General features: G+C 64.9%; 24 protein-coding genes. 18 read left to right on the plus strand and 6 right to left on the minus strand.

Going from position 1 to position 21299, the window contains the following annotated elements:
- The first annotated feature begins 118 nt into the window (after window positions 1-118).
- The 5 genes from msrA (at window position 119) to E3O45_RS02315 (ending at window position 4145) form a co-directional block, all read left to right on the plus strand.
- Complete coding sequence (gene msrA / locus E3O45_RS02295; RefSeq protein ID WP_134441427.1) at window positions 119-643, plus strand: peptide-methionine (S)-S-oxide reductase MsrA; 525 nt, start codon at window positions 119-121, stop codon at window positions 641-643.
- A 204-nt stretch (window positions 644-847) separates the two neighbouring features.
- A complete protein-coding gene (locus E3O45_RS02300) occupies window positions 848-1378 on the plus strand; it encodes a single-stranded DNA-binding protein (protein ID WP_134441429.1) in 531 nt (176 codons plus the stop codon).
- 35 nt (window positions 1379-1413) lie between these two features.
- Entirely contained in the window at window positions 1414-1974 is a 561-nt protein-coding gene (locus E3O45_RS02305; protein WP_241985184.1) for a hypothetical protein, read from the plus strand.
- Window positions 1975-1979: 5 nt separating this feature from the next.
- Window positions 1980-3662 (plus strand): energy-dependent translational throttle protein EttA, encoded by a 1683-nt coding sequence (gene ettA, locus E3O45_RS02310; RefSeq protein ID WP_134441430.1) that lies wholly within the window; start codon window positions 1980-1982, stop codon window positions 3660-3662.
- 12 nt (window positions 3663-3674) lie between these two features.
- A complete protein-coding gene (locus E3O45_RS02315; RefSeq protein WP_134441432.1) occupies window positions 3675-4145 on the plus strand; it encodes a thioesterase family protein in 471 nt (156 codons plus the stop codon).
- Between the two features lie 38 nt (window positions 4146-4183).
- On the opposite strand, the gene E3O45_RS02320 is transcribed toward E3O45_RS02315, so the two are convergent.
- Window positions 4184-4672 carry a ubiquinol-cytochrome c reductase iron-sulfur subunit gene (locus E3O45_RS02320; RefSeq protein ID WP_134441433.1) on the minus strand — a complete coding sequence of 163 codons (489 nt, stop codon included), beginning with the start codon at window positions 4670-4672 and terminating at the stop codon, window positions 4184-4186.
- A 141-nt stretch (window positions 4673-4813) separates the two neighbouring features.
- On the opposite strand from E3O45_RS02320, the gene E3O45_RS02325 reads away from it, so the two are divergent.
- Window positions 4814-5323, plus strand: coding sequence for a sigma-70 family RNA polymerase sigma factor (locus tag E3O45_RS02325; protein ID WP_134441435.1), 510 nt, complete (start codon window positions 4814-4816; stop codon window positions 5321-5323).
- A complete protein-coding gene (locus tag E3O45_RS02330; protein ID WP_134441437.1) occupies window positions 5320-6030 on the plus strand; it encodes a zf-HC2 domain-containing protein in 711 nt (236 codons plus the stop codon). Before E3O45_RS02325 ends, E3O45_RS02330 begins: the two co-directional genes overlap by 4 nt.
- A gap of 8 nt (window positions 6031-6038) precedes the next feature.
- On the opposite strand, the gene E3O45_RS02335 is transcribed toward E3O45_RS02330, so the two are convergent.
- Window positions 6039-6914 (minus strand): acyl-CoA thioesterase II, encoded by an 876-nt coding sequence (locus tag E3O45_RS02335; RefSeq protein ID WP_233195428.1) that lies wholly within the window; start codon window positions 6912-6914, stop codon window positions 6039-6041.
- Between the two features lie 68 nt (window positions 6915-6982).
- Here E3O45_RS02335 and E3O45_RS02340 point away from each other — a divergent pair, with 68 nt between their 5' ends.
- Together E3O45_RS02340 and E3O45_RS02350 are read left to right on the plus strand one after the other, a co-directional pair.
- Entirely contained in the window at window positions 6983-7660 is a 678-nt protein-coding gene (locus tag E3O45_RS02340) for a hypothetical protein (RefSeq protein ID WP_134441438.1), read from the plus strand.
- Window positions 7661-8237: 577 nt separating this feature from the next.
- Window positions 8238-8819: a helix-turn-helix domain-containing protein gene (locus E3O45_RS02350; RefSeq protein ID WP_166789372.1), complete on the plus strand. Its 582-nt coding sequence runs from the start codon at window positions 8238-8240 to the stop codon at window positions 8817-8819.
- Between the two features lie 20 nt (window positions 8820-8839).
- On the opposite strand, the gene E3O45_RS02355 is transcribed toward E3O45_RS02350, so the two are convergent.
- Window positions 8840-9226 (minus strand): hypothetical protein, encoded by a 387-nt coding sequence (locus E3O45_RS02355; protein WP_134441442.1) that lies wholly within the window; start codon window positions 9224-9226, stop codon window positions 8840-8842.
- A gap of 245 nt (window positions 9227-9471) precedes the next feature.
- Window positions 9472-11049 carry a PucR family transcriptional regulator gene (locus tag E3O45_RS02360; RefSeq protein ID WP_134441444.1) on the minus strand — a complete coding sequence of 526 codons (1578 nt, stop codon included), beginning with the start codon at window positions 11047-11049 and terminating at the stop codon, window positions 9472-9474.
- A 187-nt stretch (window positions 11050-11236) separates the two neighbouring features.
- Between E3O45_RS02360 and gabT the strand changes: the two genes are divergently transcribed.
- The 6 genes from gabT (at window position 11237) to E3O45_RS02390 (ending at window position 18707) form a co-directional block, all read left to right on the plus strand.
- Window positions 11237-12616: a 4-aminobutyrate--2-oxoglutarate transaminase gene (gabT, locus tag E3O45_RS02365; RefSeq protein ID WP_134441446.1), complete on the plus strand. Its 1380-nt coding sequence runs from the start codon at window positions 11237-11239 to the stop codon at window positions 12614-12616.
- Window positions 12613-14103, plus strand: coding sequence for an NAD-dependent succinate-semialdehyde dehydrogenase (locus E3O45_RS02370; protein WP_134441447.1), 1491 nt, complete (start codon window positions 12613-12615; stop codon window positions 14101-14103). The genes gabT and E3O45_RS02370 overlap by 4 nt, the downstream gene beginning before the upstream one ends.
- A gap of 24 nt (window positions 14104-14127) precedes the next feature.
- On the plus strand, window positions 14128-15489 hold the full coding sequence (locus E3O45_RS02375; protein WP_134441449.1) for an NAD(P)/FAD-dependent oxidoreductase: 1362 nt from the start codon (window positions 14128-14130) through the stop codon (window positions 15487-15489).
- Entirely contained in the window at window positions 15486-16412 is a 927-nt protein-coding gene (locus E3O45_RS02380) for a universal stress protein (protein WP_134441451.1), read from the plus strand. The genes E3O45_RS02375 and E3O45_RS02380 overlap by 4 nt, the downstream gene beginning before the upstream one ends.
- A 7-nt stretch (window positions 16413-16419) precedes the next feature.
- Window positions 16420-17970, plus strand: a complete 1551-nt coding sequence (locus E3O45_RS02385; protein WP_134441453.1) for an APC family permease — start codon at window positions 16420-16422, stop codon at window positions 17968-17970.
- Between the two features lie 89 nt (window positions 17971-18059).
- Window positions 18060-18707 carry an FMN-dependent NADH-azoreductase gene (locus E3O45_RS02390; RefSeq protein ID WP_134441454.1) on the plus strand — a complete coding sequence of 216 codons (648 nt, stop codon included), beginning with the start codon at window positions 18060-18062 and terminating at the stop codon, window positions 18705-18707.
- Between the two features lie 647 nt (window positions 18708-19354).
- Here the strand turns inward: E3O45_RS02390 and E3O45_RS02395 are convergent.
- The gene (locus E3O45_RS02395) at window positions 19355-19573 is read right to left on the minus strand and encodes a hypothetical protein (RefSeq protein ID WP_134441456.1); all 219 of its coding nucleotides are present in this window, start codon (window positions 19571-19573) and stop codon (window positions 19355-19357) included.
- Between E3O45_RS02395 and E3O45_RS02400 the strand changes: the two genes are divergently transcribed.
- Window positions 19568-20215, plus strand: coding sequence for an HNH endonuclease signature motif containing protein (locus E3O45_RS02400; RefSeq protein ID WP_166789373.1), 648 nt, complete (start codon window positions 19568-19570; stop codon window positions 20213-20215). The genes E3O45_RS02395 and E3O45_RS02400 overlap by 6 nt on opposite strands.
- A 136-nt stretch (window positions 20216-20351) precedes the next feature.
- On the opposite strand, the gene E3O45_RS17390 is transcribed toward E3O45_RS02400, so the two are convergent.
- The gene (locus E3O45_RS17390) at window positions 20352-20528 is read right to left on the minus strand and encodes a hypothetical protein (RefSeq protein WP_166789374.1); all 177 of its coding nucleotides are present in this window, start codon (window positions 20526-20528) and stop codon (window positions 20352-20354) included.
- Between the two features lie 33 nt (window positions 20529-20561).
- On the opposite strand from E3O45_RS17390, the gene E3O45_RS02405 reads away from it, so the two are divergent.
- Both E3O45_RS02405 and E3O45_RS02410 read left to right on the plus strand, forming a co-directional pair.
- Complete coding sequence (locus tag E3O45_RS02405; RefSeq protein ID WP_134441460.1) at window positions 20562-20792, plus strand: hypothetical protein; 231 nt, start codon at window positions 20562-20564, stop codon at window positions 20790-20792.
- Window positions 20792-21196, plus strand: a complete 405-nt coding sequence (locus E3O45_RS02410; protein WP_198418208.1) for a type II toxin-antitoxin system VapC family toxin — start codon at window positions 20792-20794, stop codon at window positions 21194-21196. Before E3O45_RS02405 ends, E3O45_RS02410 begins: the two co-directional genes overlap by 1 nt.
- Window positions 21197-21299: the final 103 nt, after the last annotated feature.

The raw sequence follows: 21299 nt of genomic DNA on the forward strand, positions 1-21299 counted from the left end.
CGGCCGCGGTTGTTTCCTCCACCGTATGGGCGACCACCGACATCCGCTTTCGGCGAACAGTCGGCGATGCTGACGCAGCATTCGGCAACGGCGACGCCGGACGAGTTAGGGTGGAGGAGTGCAAACTTTTGTGATCGCAGGTGGATGTTTCTGGTGTCTCGATGCTGTCTATCGGGTCTTACGCGGTGTGAGCGAGGTCGTGTCGGGGTATACCGGCGGCACCACCGCCGACCCGAACTATGAAGCGGTCTGTACCGGGCGTACCGGCCACGCCGAGGCCGTCGCGGTCACCTTCGACCCGGAGGTCATTCCGGCCAGCGTCATCCTTGACGTGTTCTTCACACTCCACGACCCGACCCAGCTCAACCGGCAGGGCAACGATATCGGGACCCAATACCGGTCGGCCATGTTCTACACCGATGATGAGCAGAAGCGGCTGTTTGAGACGGCCCGCGATCGCGCGAGCGAATGGTGGGGCTCCGGCATCACCACCACAATCGAACCGCTCGGCGACTACCACGATGCCGAGGATTACCACCAGGACTTCTTCAACAAGAACCCCGGGCAGGGCTACTGCATGGCCGTTGCCGTGCCGAAGGTCAACAAGATTCGCAAGTCGTACTCCGAGTACCTCATCGGCTAGTTTCTTCTCCTTAACGGCTCGTCGGCGGGATTCTCCACTGATTCGCTCGAATCGATCCGTCGCAGCCCATGGGGGCGGCACACTCGCAGTGTGCGACCCGGGAGCGACGAAGACTGGCACGAGTTGTCGTTCCCGGGCCGTGTGCGCTCACTCTCTGTCGAGCGCCCAACGAGGGTCTTCGCGACAACCGTGCCGGGAGAGACCATGAGCGACCACATCACGATATCCGGAGTCATCGGCACCGATCCCAGTGTGACTTTCGGCAAAAACGGGACCCCGATCACCTCCTTTCGGCTGGCCTCCCGCCAGAGCCACCACGACCAGGCCAAAGACGAATGGATCGTCGACGAAAGCTGCTGGTATTCCGTCAAGACCTTTCGCCAGCTGGCCACGAATGCGGGCAAGTCGCTCAACAAAGGCGAGCACATTGTCGTCACCGGACGGCTGGTCGTTCGCAAATGGACCAACGCCGAGAAATCCGGAACTTCCGTGGAGATCATTGCTGACTCTGTCGGCCACGACCTCACCTGGTACACCACGACGCCGGTGCGCTCTGCGGCACCCTCGCGTACCAGCACCGATCAGGCTGAGCCGGACCCGGTGGAATCCCCTGAATCGGAGGAATCGGCCAGTGCGTTCGAGGCGGAGCGCGGGCAGATCAACCCTGCCGGAGACGGCTTTGTACCGATCGACACCGACGCGGATGTGGATGCCTACGCGCGTTTAGACTCGTAACATCGTCCACGCGCGTGGACCGGGGGAGGCAATACGTGAGCGTGGCAGAACCACAACCGCAGGATCAGTTCGTCGTGACTACGGCCGGTCGGCGCGCGTGCCGCTCGCGGTTCTCCCTGTCCGCCGTGGTCGCGGTGGGCGCTGTGCTGCTCCTCGGCGTCAGCCTCGCCGCGTGTACCGGTGTCCCCGCAGAGCCCGCCGCGACCACCGCTGTGCCCACTACGTCGGCGACACCGGACTCCTCGGCCACTCCAGCGCCCGACCCGGCACTGGTACCGACTGGAACCGCCGCGGAGAATCTGGTCTACTTCAACTTTCTGGCCGCGGCAGTAACCAAGGCCAACCCCGCTGCTGACGGCCGTGCCTACATCGACGCCCTCGTCGCCGGCGGGTTCGACCGCAGCGCGATGGAAGTGAGCTTCGACCGCACCCAGGCCGATCTCGTCGCCGACTCCGTACAATTCTCCGTGCGCTTCGCCGGCGAATGCCTGATCGGTCAAATCGGCCCGGCCAGCGACGGCTTCCACAGCGTGGTCGCGCCGATCCTCTCGACCGGTTTGTGTCTGGTTGGGTCCAGTCGACAAATAGACTGGTAAGTATTATGGCCGAATTTATTTACTCAATGGTCCGCGCTCGCAAGGCGATCGGTGAAAAGCTGATTCTTGACGACGTCACCATGTCCTTTTTCCCCGGTGCCAAGATTGGTGTGGTCGGCCCGAACGGCGCCGGAAAGTCCACCATTCTCAAGATCATGGCGGGTCTGGATACCCCCAGCAACGGCGAGGCGCGACTCTCCCCGGGCTACACCGTCGGCATCCTGATGCAGGAACCGCAGCTCGATGAGAGCAAGACCGTGCTCGAAAACGTGCAGGAGGGCGTCGGGCCGATCAAGGCCAAGGTCGACCGGTTCAATGAAATCAGCCTCGCTCTTGGCGAACCCGACGCCGACTTCGACACCCTGCTCGCCGAAATGGGCATTCTGCAGGAAGCGATCGATGCAGCGGATGCCTGGGACCTCGATTCCCAGCTCGAGCAGGCCATGGATGCACTGCGCACCCCGCCGGGCGACTCCGAGGTCGCCAACCTCTCCGGTGGTGAGAAGCGCCGCGTAGCGCTGACCAAGCTGCTGCTGCAGAAGCCCGACCTGTTGCTGCTCGATGAGCCCACTAACCACCTCGACGCCGAGAGTGTCCTCTGGCTTGAGCAGCACCTCGCCAAGTATCCCGGCGCCGTGATCGCCGTCACCCACGACCGGTACTTCCTCGACCATGTTGCCGAGTGGATCGCCGAAATCGACCGCGGACACCTTTACCCCTACGAGGGCAATTACTCCACCTACCTCGAAAAGAAGCAGGAACGACTGCTCGTGCAGGGCAAGAAGGATGCGAAGTTGTCGCGCCGTCTCGCCGACGAGCTCGAGTGGGTGCGCTCCAACGCCAAGGGCCGTCAGGTGAAGTCGAAGGCCCGTCTGGCCCGCTACGAAGAGATGGTCACCGCCGCTGAGAGCACCCGCAAGCTGGACTTCGAAGAAATTGTGATTCCGGTCGGCCCGCGCCTCGGCGCCCAGGTCATCGACGCGACCAAGCTCGAAAAGGGCTTCGACGGGCGCATGCTCATCGACAATCTCAGCTTCACCCTGCCGCGCAACGGCATCGTCGGCATTATCGGCCCGAACGGTGTGGGAAAGACCACCCTGTTCAAGACCATCGTCGGCAAGGAACCGCTCGACGGCGGCGAGCTGAAAATCGGCGACACGGTCAACATTTCCTATGTCGACCAGGACCGTGGCGGCATCGATCCGAACAAGACCCTGTGGGAGGTCGTCTCCGACGGCCAGGACTACATTCAGGTCGGCAAGACCGAAATTCCCTCGCGCGCCTACGTCTCGACCTTTGGTTTCAAGGGCCCAGACCAGCAGAAGAAGGCCGGCGTGCTCTCCGGTGGCGAGCGCAACCGCCTGAACCTGGCTCTCACCCTGAAGCAGGGCGGAAACCTGCTGCTCCTCGACGAGCCCACTAACGACCTCGACGTCGAAACGCTTGGTTCGCTCGAGAACGCGCTGCTCGAGTTCCCCGGCTGCGCCGTGGTGATCACCCACGACCGGTGGTTCCTTGACCGGGTGGCCACGCACATCCTCTCGTATGAGGGAACCGACGACAACCCGGCCAACTGGTACTGGTTCGAGGGCAACTTCGAGTCTTACGAAGAGAATAAGATCGAGCGTCTCGGCCCCGACGCGGCCAAGCCGCACCGTTCCGCCTACCGCAAGCTCACTCGCGACTAGAAAGTCAAACAAGTGAAGCTGCACGTACCGATCCGCCTACGCTGGTCCGACCTCGACGCCTACGGTCACGTCAACAACGCCGAGATGCTGCGCCTGCTGGAAGAGGCGCGCATCCTGGCCTTCTGGGTGACCGAAGACGACGGGGCGATCGGCGCGAGCACGGCCGTGCTCGACGGGCGTCCGGGAGCGGCGACCCTGACGCTGATCGCCCGGCAGGAGATCGAGTATCTGGCGCCGGTGCCGTACCTGCGTCAGCCGCTCGACGTGCGGCTCTGGCTCGGCAAGCTCGGTGGTGCGAGCCTTGACGTGTGCTACGAGGTGTACAGCCCCGAGGGGGTCACGCCGGAGGTGCTGTACGCGCGGGCGAACACGACCATCGTGCTCGTGGATGCGGCGAGCGAACGCCCGCGCCGCATCGACGACACCGAACGCGCCGCCTGGACTCCCTACCTCGACGACCCGATCGAGTTTGCCCGCCGCTGAGCCAGCGCGGGCCATCGATCGCCGCGCCTGCCGGATCGTTAGCCGGCCAGAACCGTGTCGCCAGCGACAGTGACGGTGACCCGGTCCAGTGCGCGTGGTGCCGGGCCGCCGAGCACTTCACCCGTGGCGAGGTCGTAGCGCGACTGGTGGCACGGGCAGTCGAATTCGGTGGCGGCGGGCTCCACCTTGCAGCCTTGATGCGTGCAGATCGCGCTGAAGGCGACGACCGTGCCTTCCGTCGGCTGGGCGAGCAGGATTGGTTGACCATCGAGGGTGGCCGCGATGCCACCGCCAACCGGGATATCGGCCAGTTTGGCGACCTCGGTCCCGGCCGGTGCCGTTTCCGCGCCGGGATCCGTGGCTGAACCGGTCGGATCGGTCGCGCTCTCGGTCTTGGTCGGGGACGCGTCCGTGGAGGCGGTACCGGTATCCGGGGTGCTGCTACAGGCAGCCAGGGCGACCGCTGCGGCGGCGCTTCCCCCCACCAGGATCATGCTTCGACGTGACAGGTTGATTGCCGGGGCCATGATTCTCCTTGAGGAACGTATTAACGGGTAGGTTGGCGCTGCTTCAGCTATCAACGAAGCTGCCGGTGGTTCGGTTCAGTGTTTCAGGACGTCAATTGAACCGCAATGGCCCCGGTTCCGTGTTAGCAGGGGAGGTAGGCCATGGCCGATGAGCGTGCCGAACTATTGCGTGCCCTCCACGACGAGCACGGGCCTATTCTGTGGCGCTATGTTGTGCGGCTGACCCACGACACCGCCCTCGCCGACGACGTCGTGCAGGAGACGCTGCTGCGCGCCTGGCGCCGGCCACGCCTGCTCGATCAGACCGAGGTGTCGGCCAGGGCGTGGCTGTTCACGGTGGCCCGAAACCTGGTGATCGACGACCGACGCTCGGCCCGCGCCCGACATGAGATGCCGACCGACCAGCTGCCCGAACAGCCCACCGACGATCAGACCGACGCCCTGCTCGATGCCTGGCTGGTAGCGGATGCCCTCACCGACCTCTCGCTCGACCATCGGGCCGTCATCGTCTGCGCCTACTATCAAGGCCAGTCCGTCGCGGAGACTGCACGACACCTGGATATTCCCGAAGGAACCGTGAAATCCAGGCTGCACTATGGCCTGCGAGCCCTGCGTCTCGCACTGCAAGAGCGAGGAGTTACGGAGCGATGAACACTCCTGCTGACCGGTACGCAGACTGGGACGGCGCCTACGTACTGGGCGCGCTTACCCCGGGCGACCGGCGTGACTACGAACGACACCTGAACGACTGCGCCGCCTGCAGTCAAGCCGTCGCCCACCTCGCCGGGCTGTCCGGGCTGCTCGCTCTGGTGCCACTGGATCAAGCTGCGCAGCTCGGTCACGCGACCGGTGCGGCAGTGGATTCCGGCACATCGCCGTCCGCCGAACTGCTGCCCCGGCTGTTGGCCGAGGCACGGGTCCGCTCCCGGCGGGCCCGCCGGCGCACGGTGGGGGCCGTGCTTGCGGCCGCCGCGATCGCGGCATCCGCTGCCCTGATGTTGCCCGGCTGGCTGGACCAGCGAGTCACCAGTGCCAGGGACCCGGCCGTGGCCATGACCGCCGTCGTTCCGAGCCCGCTCACCGCGAGCTTTCGCCTCACCGGCGAAAACTGGGGCACCCGCATCGACGCGAGCTGCAGTTACGCGAAGAGCGGCAACGACTTCGGCCCGCAGCCCTACGCCCTGTTCGTGACCGACACCGCCGGCGATGAGAGGCTGGTGGCGAGCTGGATTGCGGGCCCCGGCACCACGATCACCGCCGCGGGCACCACGAGTGTCGCCGAAGACGATATCGCGAGCGTGGACATCCGGTGGATGCCCGACGAACGCGTGCTGCTGGAGTCCAAACCGAGCTGGTAGCTGCGGAACTATTCGAGGATTATGGGCACGCGCAACATGCCCTCCTGCGCCACGGTGGCCAGAAGCACGCCGTCGCGGCTGAAAATGCTGCCGGTGGCGAGGCCGCGACCGCCCTGCGCGCTCGGCGAATCCTGCACGTAGAGCAGCCATTCGTCGACCCGGCCGAAGCGGTGCCACCACATGGCGTGGTCGAGGCTCGCGACCTTGAGGCCCGGCGAGGCCCAGGCGACGCCGTGCCGACGCAAGATCGGTTCCATGATCGAGTAGTCGCTCGCGTAGGCGAGCGCGGCGCGATGCACGTCGGGGTCGTCCGGCAGCGGCGAAAAAGTCTTCATCCATACGGCCTGACGCGAGGTGTGCTCGCCATTGACCTTGAGGTAGATCGGAGAGGGAACGTGGCGCATATCGAAGGGGCGCTCGCTGGCCCAGTAGCGCGCCACCGAATGGTCGATGTGCGCGAGCGAATCGGATGCCGTCGGCAGGCTTTCCGGGTCGGGAATGTCTGCCGGCATCTCGATGTGGTGTTCCAGGCCTTCATCGGCGTCCTGGAACGAGGCAATCATCGACAGGATCGGCACACCGTCCTGATAGCACTGGGTGCGGCGGGTCGAAAACGAGCGTCCGTCGTGAATGCGTTCGACCGAAAAGGTGATCGGCTGGTTGACATCACCGGGGCGCAGAAAATAGCCGTGCATCGAGTGCACATGGCGTTCATCGGGCACGGTTCGCATCGCGGCGACGAGGGACTGGGCCAGCACTTGCCCGCCGAAGACGCGACCGAGCGGCATCCACTGGGAAGGGCCGGTGAAGATGTCTTCGTTGGTGCGGGCTCCGGTGTCGGTAAGATCGAGAACAGCCAGAAGGCCTTCCATCGGCTTGTGCATGCTGTCTCCTCTGGCAAGTTTGCGTGCGCGGCCAACGGTCGTGGCGCATCTTGGTAGTTTAGAAGGTGATGAGCCAGTCATTCACTCTTACCGATTCCCAGTCCCTCAGCGATCTGATCGTGTTTCTGTCACGGTCCAGTCGCGTTCTCGATGGTTCCGTGCGCTTGATCGCATCGGAGGGGGTGATCGCGGTGTATACCGCGATCTTCTACCCGCGCGGCCTGCTCGATGTCAGCCCGACCGTGCTCGGCCTGCGCACCTTCGCGTTGACCACGCCGGTCGATCTCGACAAGGTCGTGCCGGTGCGTTCCCTGATCGAGCGCCTCAAACGGCTCGAATCGACGACCACTGACCTGACCCTGCCGGTGACGGTGACCGTTCCCCTCGAGGTGAACACTGTGACCTGGGCCGGAATCTCGCCGCCCAGGGGGGGCTGGGACCGGCACGGGCAGACGACGGCCGCGCATCTCGAAGCCGCCGCCCGCGCCGGCATCGACGAGGTCGCTGCGGCGATTCCGGAAGGAACCGGCGAAATGATCGTCGAGCGGGTGCGCGCCGAAGTGTGGGGCCGTCAGGTCGATGGACTCGAATTCGTGCCGACCGGCGCCGGGTTTGCCGCGTTCAGCCTCGGCTTTCTCTCCGCCGACGAACCGGTGCAGCTCTACGAGTCGGGCCTGTGGACCCGCCTCAGCACGAGTCGTGGTCACGTTTTGGTGCGGCGCAAGCCCTGGACCCTCCAGCCGTAGCAACGACCACCCCGGAGGCTTGTGCTGCTGGCCGTCTCGGTCGGGCGTCATGCTTCTCGGGGTCTTAAGCGCGACCTATCTCGTGGCCGGGCCAGCGGAGCGCTGCGATCTCATCTGCGTTGATGAACGGTAAGTGCGTGACAGGCTGCAATACTGCTTGGACGAACGTGGACTTGCCTGCACCATTGGGCCCAGCAAGGACATGGAGGGCGGGTGAATTCCTGCGGTCTTGTCGTTGGGGCTGCGAACGCCGGCGTTGCCTTGGCATCGTCTTCATGACGCACCTGAAGCACTTCGCTACAGGTTGCGACGAGGATAGCCGCCAATAGGAACGCCCGTAAGGGGATGGCGGATTCAACCGGTCGTCGCAACACTCGATTTTTGTGAGGTGTTGTACGTGTGGTCGAAGTATGAGCTGGTTGGGAAGCAGGCGCGGTTTTGGGTGTTGATCACTCAAGGCTCGACGCTGACTGCAGCGTGCGATGCTGTCGGGGTGAATCGACGAACTGGACGGCGTTGGCGTCAAGCAACGGGTGGGCGGATCCCTCTTCCTGAGGCAGAGACGTCGGGGCGGTACTTGTCTTTGGAGGAACGACTGCGGATCGCGGACTTGCATTTGGGTGGCACCGGCGTGCGGGCGATCGCTGCTCTGGTGGGCCGGTCCGCTGGCACGATCAGTCGAAAGTTGGCTCGAGGCGGGTCCAAGACTGGCCCGCAGGCACGGACGAAGTATGCCCCGAATGCGGCGCAGAAGCAGGCCGGGCTTCGGGGACGTCGTCCCAAGGCCAGCAAATTCGACCATTCGGAGCTGGTCTTTGTGGTGCAGAAAGAGTTGTGCCTGAAATGGAGTCCGGATCAGATCAGTGATCATCTGGCTGCGGTTTTTCCGGATCGGCAGGAAATGCGAGTCAGCCCGGAAGTGATCTGCCAGGCGCTTTATGGGGGCGGTAGGGGTGGCTTGCGCGTTGATCTGCATCAGCATTTGCGCACCGGCCGCGCCATCCGGCGTCCGAGACGGCCTGCTGCGAAGAACTCGGGCAAGATCCCGGACATGACCATGATCAGCGAGCGGCCGACGGAAGTTGAGGGCCGCGCCGCACCGGTACATGAATTCCCCCGACCCGTGGGACTAGCCACTCGCCGCGTCACTCCGATGTGACAGTCCTGCGGTCTGGCGCGCTACTCGCCGTCTTCTGCTCGGCGCTGCAGCCGATCGAGCCTCAAACCTGGCACAGTTTGAAAAGCACCGGCAAGCACGCGAAAGATGGCCCCACTGTGAGTGATGGTGTGGGCAACCTCAGTTTTTTGGTCGGCAACCGGCACGAGTTTCCAAGCTCCTGTTTCATGCGCCTGGAAGCCGTCCACGCGCCAGACGACGTTGTCGTCGCTTATCTGGTCGTAGGTGATCGTGGGAGAACCAGGCAGTTTGGCTCGAATCCGGTACGTCTTCCCAACCAACGCAAGGGAATCAACCGTTGTGACCGAAAAGATCGCGGGATTCCACTCCGGCAGTCGCCGAATATCGGCGAGAATGTTCACAATCCTCGTGCTCGTTGCGTTGATCATGCGACTGCCGCTGTATTCCATACTCGTTCCGTTCTCTCGCCCGCAAGAAAGTCTTCAAGAACGGATGCCCGCGCTCCCCAGCCACAGACTATGGCACGGCACACGCCGCCAACCCTGCAGTGCCGGTCAAGTTGATCTACGTGAGCGATATCGTGAAGCATTGCTCCACCTGACGCCCGCGACTCCCCAGGATCTCGACGAAGTGACCGAGTTCGTTCGACTCGCTGACCTGAGGCTCAGTGGGCTCAATTCCCCCAGCCCCCTTCTCTCGTCGTCCGGCCGGTCTCGGTGGCAGAATCGGTGGCCAGCAGTGCCGCCCAGACGTCGGCGCGAGCCGGAAACGATCCCAGGTCGCGGGCGAGCAACTGCTCTGCCTGCAGAATACGGGCGCGCACCGTGTGCCGGTGCACCCCGAGCTGGTCGGCAGCGGCCCCGAACTGCCCATTGCAGAGCAACCAGGCGTGCAGGGTGGCGAGTAGTTCCGTACCTTTGGTCTGGTCGTGGGCGAGGACCGGGGCGAGCGTGGCCAGGCCGACCTCGCGGGCATCCGTTCTGGCCAGCAGCGCGAGCACGCCCTGCCGCGCGACGACGTCAAAGCCGGTCACGCCTATGGCGCCCTCCCGCGCCCGGGCGAGCGCCTGCTGGGCCTGGTCGAGGCCCCGAGGCAGCTGGCGATACTCGGTTGGCTCCGAGAGGCCGGCGTGCAACTCAAACAGCGTGCACAGGTCCGAGAGGATGCCGTCGGCCACCCGGTCGAGACAGAGCACGATGGTGTCCTCCTGGCGGGCGAAGAACAGTTGCCCTGGAGAGTCCTCGACGCGCAGCTCCAGGTACTCCGTGATGGCGTCGCGGCGCGCGGCCGGCGCGTCAACGACCGCGACCAGCACCGGCCCGACCGGAAGTGCACCCCACATCTGCCGGGAAATCTGATCTACCAGTTTCCGGTCACCGCCGAGCAGGGTGTGCATCAGCCCGGAGCGCAGCAGCCCCTGCGCGCGATCGAGGGCGTTGTTCTGCTCGAGGGCGAGACCGGCGAGGGCGATCACGCTCGTAACGACCTCGGTGCTTGCCTGGTCGAGGGCACGCGGCCCGCCCAACGCGAGCACGCCGCGCAGGTGGTCGTGCCCGCCGAGGGTCTGCAGGGACAGCGTCTCGCCGCCGGCCTCGACGCTGCTGCTCGATCGCTGGCCGCGCCCGAGCAGGCGGCGGGCCTCGTGCTGCACGGTCGCGCGGGTGTCGGAGGCTGCGCTGAACGTCTCGCGGGGAAACACCCGATCGAGGGTGCCGCTCGCGTCGAACAGTGCGACCCAGTGGCCGAGCTGGTTCGACAGCTCGGCGAGGGTCGCGCTCAAACCGTCGGGGCGGAGTGCGGCGAGCGCGATCGCACGCTGTGCCCGCAACGCCCAGGTCGCCCCGGCGTAGCGATCCTCGGCGACGAGGTCGCCGGCCGCTCGCGCCACGGCAATGAACGGTGTGCGATACGGCACCTCGAACAGGGGCAGGCCGAGCGATTGGCAGGCGGCGAGCAGCCCCTCCGGGGTGCCGTTGCGAATGACCTCGGTACCGAATCCGAGCGCGGTGAGGCCCCGGTCGCGCAAGCGCTGCACATAGCGGCGGTAGTCGGCATCCGCTTTCGGATCGGTGCCGAACTGGGTGCCGGTGGTGAGCAGCACCTGGTCGGCGGACAGGAAGGGTGTGGGGTCGACGAGGTCGGAGCTGTGTACCCACTCCACCGGTGCATCGAGCGCGACCGGTTCGGCGATGCCGAGCAGAGTCAGACCGAGCTGGGGATCAGCGAGCAGGCGGCGCAGTGTGGGGAGCATGGGAGGCCTTATACAGGTTGGAGAGCTTGGTGGCCTCAACTATACAACCTGGCTATGTTGCGGCGGCTTGGTGTTGCCTAGCATTGCTCCGTGCCGCAAGTGGCACAGTGCTCCCATGGCACAGTGCTCCCATGGCACAGCGGTATCGTGCTGCGCTGCCGCCCGTCGATTTGGATCGGAAACTCTGATGACCCTCCTGGATACCCCTCGCCCCACCAGTACTCCGCTTGGTGGCCCCCAGCTGGCGCAGGAACGCAAGCTCGTCACGAGCATCCCCGGCCCGAAATCACGCGCGCTGAGCCAACGCAAGGCCCAGGCCGTGTCGGCCGGCGTCGGGATCACGCTGCCGGTGTACGCGGTGGCCGCTGGCGGGGGCGTTGTCGTCGACGTCGATGGCAACTCGCTCATCGACCTGGGATCCGGCATCGCCGTGACCGGCGTTGGTAACAGCGCGCCGCGCGTGGTGGCGGCCGTCGCCGCGCAGCTGGCCCAGTTCACCCACACCTGTTTCACCGTGGCGCCCTACGACTCCTACATCGAGGTTGCCGAAGCCCTGAACCGCCTCACCCCCGGTGACCATGAGAAGCGCAGCGTGTTGTTCAACTCCGGCGCCGAAGCGGTGGAGAACGCCGTCAAGATCGCCCGGCACTTCACCGGAAGGCAGGCCGTCGTCGCCTTCGACCATGCCTATCACGGCCGCACCAACCTCACGATGGGGCTGACCGCCAAGAACCAGCCGTACAAGAACGGATTTGGCCCTTTCGCTCCCGAGGTGTACCGAGCGCCCATGTCGTACCCGTTGCGCGACGGCGGCCTGGACGGCGTCGTAGCGGCGAACCGGGCCATCTCGCAGATTGAGAAGCAGATCGGCGCGAGCAACCTCGCCGCCATCATCATCGAACCCATTCAGGGCGAGGGTGGCTTCATCGTTCCAGCTCAGGGATTCCTGGCCACTCTGCTGGCCTGGTGCCACGCCAACGACGTCATCTTCATCGCTGACGAAATTCAGACCGGCTTCGCCCGCACCGGCCACATGTTCGCCTGTGAACACGAGGGCATCGTGCCCGACCTGATCTGCACCGCGAAGGGGATCGCCGGCGGCCTGCCACTGTCGGCGGTTACCGGGCGCGCCGACATCATGGATTCGCCCCAGGCCGGCGGCCTCGGCGGCACCTACGGCGGCAACCCGCTCGCCTGCGCCGCAGCACTCGCCACCATCGACACCTACGAGAGCGACCACCTGGTTGAACGGGCCGTCGCCATCGGAGCCATCCTGAACGAGCGGCTCGGCGCGCTCGCCGCCGCCGACTCGCGCATTATCGAGGTGCGGGGCCGCGGCGCCATGATCGCCATCGAACTCGTCAACCCCGCCACGGGGGAACCGGACGCCGCCCTGACCGGTCGGGTCATCGCCGCCGCCCACGCCCAGGGCGTCATCCTGCTGGGCTGCGGAACGTACGGCAACGTCATCCGCTTTCTGCCGCCGCTCAGCATTCCGGACCATCTGCTGCTCGAGGGCCTGCAGGTTATCGCCGACGCACTGGCTGAGACACTGGCCGTCGCATGAGCACCGTGACCCTCACCGGCCAGCCGGCAACGCAGGGCAGCGCAGAGCTGCTGGCCCGCGTGCCCGACCAGCTGTACATCAACGGCCAGTGGGTGAACGGGACCGGGGAGCCGTTTGCGGTGACCGACCCGGCGACCGGGCAGGTTCTCAAACAGATTCAAAACGCATCCGTCGCCGATGGTGCCCGAGCCCTCGACGCAGCGGTTGCCGCAGCGGATGCCTGGGCAGCGACCCCGGCGCGGGTGCGCGCGGAGATTCTGCGCCGCGCCTTCGACCTGCTGCAGGAGCGTCGGGAAGATTTCGCCACGCTCATGACGCTCGAAATGGGCAAGCCGATCGCCGAAGCCAACGGTGAAGTGACCTACGGCGGAGAGTTTCTGCGCTGGTTCAGCGAGGAAGCCGTGCGTATCAGCGGCCGGTACGGTGCCAACCCGGAGGGCACCGGCACGATGGTCGTCACCCAGCGGCCGGTGGGCCCGTGCTACCTGATTACTCCGTGGAACTTTCCGCTCGCCATGGCCACGCGCAAGATTGCCCCGGCGCTCGCCGCGGGCTGCACCGTGGTCGTGAAACCGGCCGAGCTGACCCCGCTGACCACGCTGCTGTTCGTGCAGTTGTTAGCGGATGCCGGCGTGCCGGCCGGCGTGGTGAACGTCATCACGACGACCCGGTCGCAGGCGGTGTCGGCCCCGATCATCGCCGACCCCCGGTTGCGCAAGCTCAGCTTCACCGGGTCGACCGGCGTCGGGCGTGCCCTGATCGCCCAAGCCGCCCAGAACGTGCTGCGCACCTCGATGGAACTCGGCGGCAATGCCCCCTTCGTGGTATTCGCCGACTCCGACCTCGAGCAGGCCGTCACCGGCGCCATGCTCGCGAAGTTCCGCAACACCGGCCAGGCCTGCACGGCCGCCAACCGGTTCATCGTGCACGCGTCTGTGGCCGATGAGTTCGCCCGTCGACTGACCGAACGGGTCAATGCCCTCGTGTCCGGACCCGGCATCGATCCCACGGTGAACTTCGGGCCGCTCGTGACCGAAGCTGCCGTCGACAACGTGGCTGCCCTCGTGCAGGACGCCATCGCGCGCGGCGCCACGCTGCTCACCGGCGGCATCCGCTCAGAGGGGCCCGGCTCGTTCTACGCCCCCACTGTCCTGACCGGAGTGAGCGCCGACAGCCGCCTCGTGCTGGAGGAAATCTTTGGACCGGTCGTCGGCATCCAAACTTTTGAAACAGATGAAGAGGCCATCGAAATGGCAAATGACACCGAATATGGTCTGATCGGTTACGTTTTTACCACCGATATCAACCGTGGGCACCGTATGATCGAGAGTATCGATACCGGAATAATGGGTCTGAACACCGGCCTCGTTTCCAATGCCGCAGCACCTTTCGGCGGCGTCAAGCAGTCCGGGCTCGGCCGTGAGGGCGGCCTTGAAGGCATCAACGAGTACCTCTCGACGAAGTACACCCTCATTCCCGCGTCCTAATCCCACCTCATCACAGGAGCAACCATGACCACGATTGATCGTGACGTCGTTATTATCGGCGCCGGGGCATCCGGTCTCACCGCCGCCACGGCATTGCAGAAGGCCGGCCTCAGTGTGGCGGTGCTCGAAGCCCGCGATCGGGTCGGCGGGCGGCTGTGGACCCATGAGATCGAGGGTGCCATGCTCGAGATCGGTGGTCAGTGGGTCTCGCCCGACCAGCACGCCCTCAAGACCACTCTGGCCGAGTTGGGCCTCAAGACCTACCCGCGCTACCGGGCTGGCCGCAACGTGTACATCAACGGTTCCGGCGTGGTCAGCCGGTTCGACGGTGAGATATTTCCGGTTCCAGCCGGCACCGAGGCACAGATCCTTGGCCTGATCGAGAAACTCGACGCCCTCGTGGCCGAGATCAACCCTGATTCCCCGTGGGAGCATCCGCTCGCCAAAGAATTGGACGAGGTCTCCTTCAGCCGCTGGCTGGAGACCCAGACCGACGATCAGGAGGCCCGGGACAACATCGGCATGTTCATTGCCGGGGCCATGCTCACCAAGCCCGCGCACGCCTTCTCGGCGTTGCAGGCGCTGCTCATGGCGGCCAGCGCCGGGTCGTTCAGCAACCTCGTCGATGCCGATTTCATTCTCGACGAGCGTGTGGTCGGCGGGTTGCAGCAGGTTCCGCTGCTGCTGGCCGAGAAGCTCGGCGGCGATGTCTATCTCGGGCAGCCGGTGCGCAGCCTGACCTGGGACGAGGACGGAGTCATCGTCGTTGCCGACGGTATGACGGTCACCGCCCGGCACGCGATCGTGGCGGTTCCGCCGCCCCTGATCAGTCGGATCAGCTTCGACCCGCCCCTGCCGCGCCGCCAGCAGCAGCTGCACCAGCACCTCTCCATGGGCTTCGTGATCAAGGTGCACGCCGTTTACGAGACGCCGTTCTGGCGCGCCGACGATCTCTCGGGCACCGCGTTCAGCCCGTACGAGCTCGTGCATGAGGCCTACGACAACACCAATTTTGAGGACCCACGCGGCACCCTGGTCGGTTTCGTCTCCGATGAAGAAGCGGATGCCGTCTTCGCGCTGACCGCGCTCGAGCGCAAGGCCCGCATTCTCGAGTCGCTCTCGCACTACTACGGCGAGCAGGCGCTGCACCCGGTCGTCTATTACGAAAGCGACTGGGGCTCCGAGGAATGGACCCGCGGCGCGTACGCGGCGAGCTTCGATATGGGCGGACTGGCCCGGTATGGCGCCGAACTGCGCAGTCCCGTCGGCCCGATCTCGTTCTCCTGCAGCGACATGGCCGGCAAGGGTTACCAGCACGTGGACGGGGCGATCCGGGTCGGGCAGGAGACCGCCGCGGCGATCCTTGCCAAGCGCGTGGTCGCGTGAGGTTTCTGGTCGGCTACACTGCGACCCCGGGGGGAGCGGATGCCCTCGCCCTCGGCGTGCGTCTTGCCCGCGCTCCCGGCGCCGAACTCGACGTGGTCCTCGTTCTCAATGCGGGGGACCGGGCGACGCTCACCCCCACCGATCCCGGCTACGACCGGCTGCTACTCGAGACGGCCGAGGGCTGGCTGGCCGAAGCGCTCACCCTGGTACCCGCCGGAATTTCGGTGCGCACCCACCTCGAACACGCCGATTCCTTCACCCAGGGGCTGCTCGCCGCCGCCGCTCGGCTGCAGGCGAACCTGATCGTCGTCGGCGCGGCAACCCACGGACTGCTCGGCCGCTTCGCGATCGGCAGCGTCGCCGGCGGCCTGCTGCATTCCTCCCACGTCCCCGTTGCCCTTGCCCCCGAAGGCACCCGGGTGATGGGCACCGACGAGCCGATCCGCCGGGTCACCTGCGCGGTCGGCACCAAGGCGGGAGCCGACGGACTACTGACGGCCGGCATCCTTTTGGCGCGCACAGTGGATGCCCCGCTGCGGTTGGTTTCCCTCGTCGCGATCGATCGTCCCGGCGCCGACGAACAGACGATCGTATTGGCCGCCGACCATGCCCAGGCAGTGCTCGACTACGCCACCGACCACCTGATGGACGGGCTGGAGGTGACCGCCAGCGTCGCCTCCGGCAGCAGCATCGAGCACGCCGTGCGCGGACTGCCCTGGGAACCGACCGAGGTCTGCCTGGTCGGCTCCAGCCGGCTGGCTCAGCCCCATCGCCTCTTTCTGGGCTCCATCGCGGCCAAGATGCTGCGCGAACTGCCGGTGCCCCTGATCGTGGTGCCCCGAGATTTCACCGTGCTGCCCGATGCCACAGTGCTGCCCGATGCCACCGTGACGCCCGAATTCACCGTGACGGTGGGGAAGTAAATACAACATGACGCTACAAATCAACGCCAGTGAAGCCGTTGAAAAACCGACGGGGGGAATCTCCAAGAAGGGGCTGAGCGCTGGCTCGGTCGGACTGGTCGGCGCCGTCATTATCGGCATCTCCTGCATCGCTCCGGCCTACACCCTGACCGGTGCACTCGGACCAACCGTGGCCGAGGTTGGGCTGCAGCTGCCGGCGATCTTCGTCGCCGGATTCATTCCGATGCTGCTGGTCGCCCTCGGCTACCGCGAGCTGAACAAGGCCATGCCGGACAGCGGCACCTCGTTCACCTGGGCGACGCGGGCATTCGGGCCATGGATCGGCTGGATGGCCGGCTGGGGACTGATCGCCGCAACCGTCGTCGTGCTGAGCAACCTCGCCGGAATCGCCGTCGATTTCTTCTATCTGATGCTCTCGCAGATCTTCGGGAACAGCGCCGAGATCGCGGGGCTCGCCGGAAACCCGCTCATCAACGTCGGAACCTGCCTGGTGTTCATTCTGATCGCAACCTGGATCAGCTACCGGGACATGCAGACCACCCAGAAGGTGCAGTACTGGTTGGTCGGCTTTCAGCTGATCGTGCTGGTCGGATTCGGCATCATGGCCTTCGTGCACATCGCCAATGGCACCGCGTTCGACCCGACGCCGGTCTCGCTGTCGTGGTTCAACCCCTTCGCTGTCACCACGTTCTCCGCCTTTGCGGCCGGCCTGAGCCTGTCGATCTTCATCTTCTGGGGCTGGGACGTCACGCTGACCATGTCGGAGGAGACCAAGGGCTCGCGTTCGACTCCCGGCCGGGCTGCCACGCTCACCGTGATCATCGTCATGGTGCTTTACCTGTTCGTCGCCATTGCGGCCGTCTCGTTTGCCGGTGTCGGCGGTGTGGGCGTTGGCCTCGGCAACCCGGAGATCCAGGGCAATGTGTTCTTCGCGCTGGCCGGCCCGGCACTCGGCCCGTTCGCCGTGCTCATGTCGATTGCGGTACTCTCCAGCTCGGCCGCCTCGCTGCAATCCACCTTCGTCTCCCCTGCGCGCACCCTGCTCGCCATGGGCCACTACGGCGCATTGCCGCCGGCCTACGCGAAGGTCAGCCCGCGATTCTTCACTCCCGGATACGCCACCATCGCCTCCGCTGTCGTTGCCGCCGGGTTCTACACGATCATGCGTTTCGTCAGCGAAGATGTGCTCTGGGACACCATTACGACCCTCGGCATGATGATCTGCTTCTACTACGGTCTGACCGCGTTCGCCTGCGTCTGGTATTTTCGCCGGCAGTGGTTCGCCACCGTGCGCAACGCCTTCTTCACCTTCTTGTTTCCCCTGGTCGGCGGCATCATCCTGGCGGTGCTGTTCTGCACCACCCTGGTCGACAGCATGGACCCGAACTACGGCAGCGGCTCCGAGATCTTCGGGCTGGGTCTGGTCTTCGTGCTCGGCATGGCTATTTTGCTGATCGGTGTTGTCATCATGATCGTGCAGTCGCGGGTACGTCCGGCGTTCTTCCGCGGCGAGACGCTCAGCCTGGCTGCGCCGCGCTTCGGCGAGCGGGAGGAATAGCCGCGCTGCGGCATCCGCTGAGTGAAAGCGGATGCCGCCACGACGACGGCGACACAAGTGGGCACGCTCGCTGCCTCTCGGCTGTGGGAATGCCCATACTGTTGCAGCTTGACTCGTCCGCAGACCTTGTGACTTCGCGGTCGCGGGCGATCACGGCGACCTTCGCCGATACCTGGCGCAGTCTCGGCGCCGACCACACCGTCGTTCACCGTGACCTGCACCGCGAACCGCTGCCCCACCTGACGGATGCCGTACTGCACTTTCCGCCCCGGCTACGCCCCGCGGATGCGAACCCGAGCGCGGAGCAGGAGGCCCTGCAGCAGGTTTTGATCTCGGAACTGGTCGCCGCTGACGTGCTGCTGATCGGCGTTCCGCTGTACAACTACTCGATGCCGTCGACCTTGAAAGCGTGGATCGATTACATCCACCTGCCAGCGGTGACCGCTCCGTTCGACGACCCAGCCAGCCAGCAGCCACTGGCCGGTCGCCCGGCCGTGCTCGTTTCGACTCGCGGCGGGGTTTACGACGCGGGAACATCCACGGAATTCGACGATCACGCACTGCCCGCGCTCAGCCTGATTCTGGCGGACGCACTGGGAATGACAGTGGAAACGATCGTGGCCACCCGCACGCTGAGCGAACGTTTCGGCGCTCCCGCCGACGAGGTCGCCAAGCAGCACCACGAACTGGCCGCCGCGCACGAGTCCGCTGCCCAGACCGCTCGCCGCCTGGGCTGACCCGCGCTTGATCGGGCGATCGCCGCGTTGGTTGGAACGCCTACTTCAGTCCAGAGCGGATGCGACGTGCTCGGCCAGCTCCAGCACCTGGTCCGGGTCGGCTGCTTCAACCGGCCGTTGGCCCTTGATGAACGTGCCCAGTCGCACCCAGTCATCGCCGACGATGAAGTCGACCGCGCAGGCCGAGACCGTGCCGACCGGGCATAGAAGGTAGGCCGGTTCGGTGACTCCCGCGACGCTTACCGCCTCATGGTTCGTTCATACCCCGCTCTGCACCTGGGCCGGATCAAAGGCCCACGCACCGTGCGGCAGCTTTGCCGGCGCGCACTGTTCCTGGTTCTGGTCTGTCAACCAGCGGGGACCGCGTTCGCAACATCGGCACGGCATGGTTGCGCACGCTGTTTGTGGATCGGGACGCCATTCCAATCGGCCGAATGTGCCCTGCAGAACATGGTGACAGAGTTTCGATAGTTATTTTTATTTGTCGCTCGCGTCACCGCAACGCCTCCGATGGCACGAACCTTTCAATCGAACGTGATTCAGGGCCTTCCAGCGCGGGGGAAGCTCCGCCAATTCGCTGTGGCATCGAAATTCGTGTAGAAATCTACCTGAGTTTCTCTCGCTTTTATGTTCGATTCGGGGTAGAATCATGGGAAGGAGGCAATGGCGCCCATGTTCATGGACAACCCGTGCGAGTCCAGTTTGAACCCTGTGATTGTGGCGGTGGAGCAGGCGCGGGAGGCGTTGTTGGCGGCGTTGGGTGGGCTGTCGTTCGGGCTGCTCGGTGATGAAGAATCCTTGAGCATGTTGCTCGCGCCGGCGGGTATCAGCCCGTGTTGTTCGGCCACCAGGGTCAGGTTGTGCACCTCGGCACCACCAACCGATTCTTCACCAACAGCCAACGCCGAGCACTAGCGGCCCGTGATGGTGGCTGTGTCATCCCCGGCTGCACCGTGCCGCCGCACCTGACGCAGGCTCACCACGTTATTCCCTGGAGTAAGGGCGGTCTGACAAATATCGACAACGCCGTTCTCATCTGCAACGCCGGCCATGCCAGCATCGAAACGTCCGGCTGGAACATCGACATGCGACACGGCCGCCCCTGGGTCCGCGGCCCCCTCATCTTCGACCCCACCACCGCGAGCTTTTCGAACGCTCCTGCGCCGAGTGCGCTGCTGGTGTTCGGCTATGTTGACTCCTTTGTACGGTTCGCCCTGGCTCTCGTCGCCGCCATGCAGATTGCTCGCGCTGGCGCCGTGTCGGCGCCGTGGAATTGGGTGCCGGCGTGGGTCGCGGGGGCAGCATCCACTTCATGGTTGTTTTTGGCTATCGTGTCCGTTAGTGCCGCAGAGCGCTGCAACATATTTACAGCGTTCCTGCTGAGCGTGGACGGTCTCGTGCGCGTCGGCGGCATCGTGTTGCTCGGTGTTCTGCCGATAGTGCTCGCGGATCGTGCGTGTCGCCCGACGGCTGCCCTTATCCGCGCTGGATCGTGGCCTGAACACTGAATTCGGGCAGGTATGGGCTGGCCTCGTCGGTGGACGTTCGCTCGCTCCGGTAGCGGTTCACCACGATGTCGAACCCACCCCACGATGTCCCATCCATCTCGGGGTAATGATTCGAGCCATCCTGATGATGAGTGGCTTATGGCTCGCCGAGAAGGTCGATGGCGGCTCTGACTGCTTCGTCGCCGTTCTCGGAATAATGGAGTGAGAGCAGCACGGTTCCGTTCTCATTCACGACGCCGAGAAGAACCGTTCCGGCGGTGTGCTCCTCGGGTACGAAGGTCGATATCGGATCGGAACCCGTGAAATTCTGCATGCAGAATGCATGCGGCGGGACTACGCTGTGGGCATGAGTACCGAGATCATTCAGGTTCGGGACGTGCCGGCCCAAGATGCCGAGGTTCTGCGCGCGCGCGCTGCGTCGCGGGGCATGTCATTGTCGAGCTACCTCCGCGAGCTAATTCACGACGACACGTCGCGCCCCGCGATGGTCGATGTTCTTACGCGAATCGGTACCCGAAGCAGCGTAGGGGGCAGTCTTGACGACATCCGTTCGTATATTGAGGATGACCGCCGATAGTGCCGGTCGTCGATGCCTCGATCGTCGTGCGGCTGCTGCAGAACCGTCGGGGCGACAAAGGACTTCAGGAACGGTTCAATCAGCAGCGGTACGTGCATGCCCCGACGCTGATCGATGCTGAGGTGAGCTCCGCCATTCGCGGGCTTCTACTAACCTCGAAGCCCATGATCAAAATTGATCTCAACCGGGCGGAGGAGATGCTCGCCGATTTCGCGGACTTGCCCTTGGTACGCTACCCGATGCAGCCGTTCCAGCGGCGGGTCCTGAGCCTGCGGCACAATTTCACCGCCTACGACGGGTTCTATGTCGCGTTGGCCGAGTCGTTGGCTATGCCACTGCTCACCGACGACCGCAAGTTCGTCACGGCCCCCGGTCACACTGCCATCATCGAAACTTGGCCTTAGCCTGAATCCACCGGTCGGCCTCTGAAGAATTCTTGATTTGGGCTCGATCCTCTTTCGTAGTTTTGGGCGCGGTCAAGCTTGGGGCCTCGATGCCTGGGTGTTC

The sequence above is a fragment of the Cryobacterium sp. TMS1-20-1 genome (genome assembly GCF_004402355.1).
GTDB classification, from domain to species: Bacteria; Actinomycetota; Actinomycetes; order Actinomycetales; family Microbacteriaceae; genus Cryobacterium; species Cryobacterium levicorallinum.